Source organism: Nostoc sp. UCD121 (assembly GCF_014222285.1).
Classification (GTDB): Bacteria; Cyanobacteriota; Cyanobacteriia; order Cyanobacteriales; family Nostocaceae; genus Nostoc.
Genome location: NZ_JACKZS010000501.1, coordinates 1 through 842, shown reverse-complemented (window position 1 = coordinate 842; position 842 = coordinate 1). Strand labels below are relative to the sequence as shown.

The following is an 842-nucleotide window of genomic DNA, read 5'->3' as shown; positions in this document are numbered from 1 at the left end:
TGACCTCAATGGCAACCGAATAACCCAGATTCCAGAGGCGATCGCTAAATTAACCAATCTGACGCAGCTTGACCTCAGTAGCAACCAAATAACCCAGATTCCAGAGGCGATCGCTAAATTAACCAATCTCAATCTGACGCAGCTTCACCTCAATGGCAACCGAATAACCCAGATTCCAGAGGTGATCGCTAAATTAACCAATCTGACGCAGCTTCACCTCCGTAACAACCAAATTACCCAGATTCCAGAAGCGATCGCTAAATTAACCAATCTGACGCAGCTTCACCTCGATGGCAACCGAATAACCCAGATTCCAGAGGCGATCGCTAAATTAACCAATCTGACGCAGCTTGACCTCAATGGCAACCGAATAACCCAGATTCCAGAGGTGATCGCTAAATTAACCAATCTGACGCAGCTTCACCTCAGTAGCAACAAAATAACCCAGATTCCAGAGGTGATCGCTAAATTAACCAATCTGACGCAGCTTCACCTCGATGGCAACCGAATAACCCAGATTCCAGAGGTGATCGCTAAATTAACCAATCTGACGCAGCTTCACCTCGATGGCAACCGAATAACCCAGATTCCAGAGGTGATCGCTAAATTAACCAATCTGACGCAGCTTCACCTCAGTAGCAACAAAATAACCCAGATTCCAGAGGTGATCGCTAAATTAACCAATCTGACGCAGCTTCACCTCGATGGCAACCGAATAACCCAGATTCCAGAGGTGATCGCTAAATTAACCAATCTGACGCAGCTTCACCTCGATGGCAACCGAATAACCCAGATTCCAGAGGTGATCGCTAAATTAACCAATCTGACGCAGCTTCACCTCA

General features: G+C 46.6%; 1 protein-coding gene. It reads left to right on the top strand.

Going from position 1 to position 842, the window contains the following annotated elements; all coding sequences use genetic code 11:
- Positions 1 to 842 (top strand): leucine-rich repeat domain-containing protein (locus GNF10_RS37180; protein ID WP_185607511.1); only part of this gene is annotated, 842 nt, incomplete at both ends.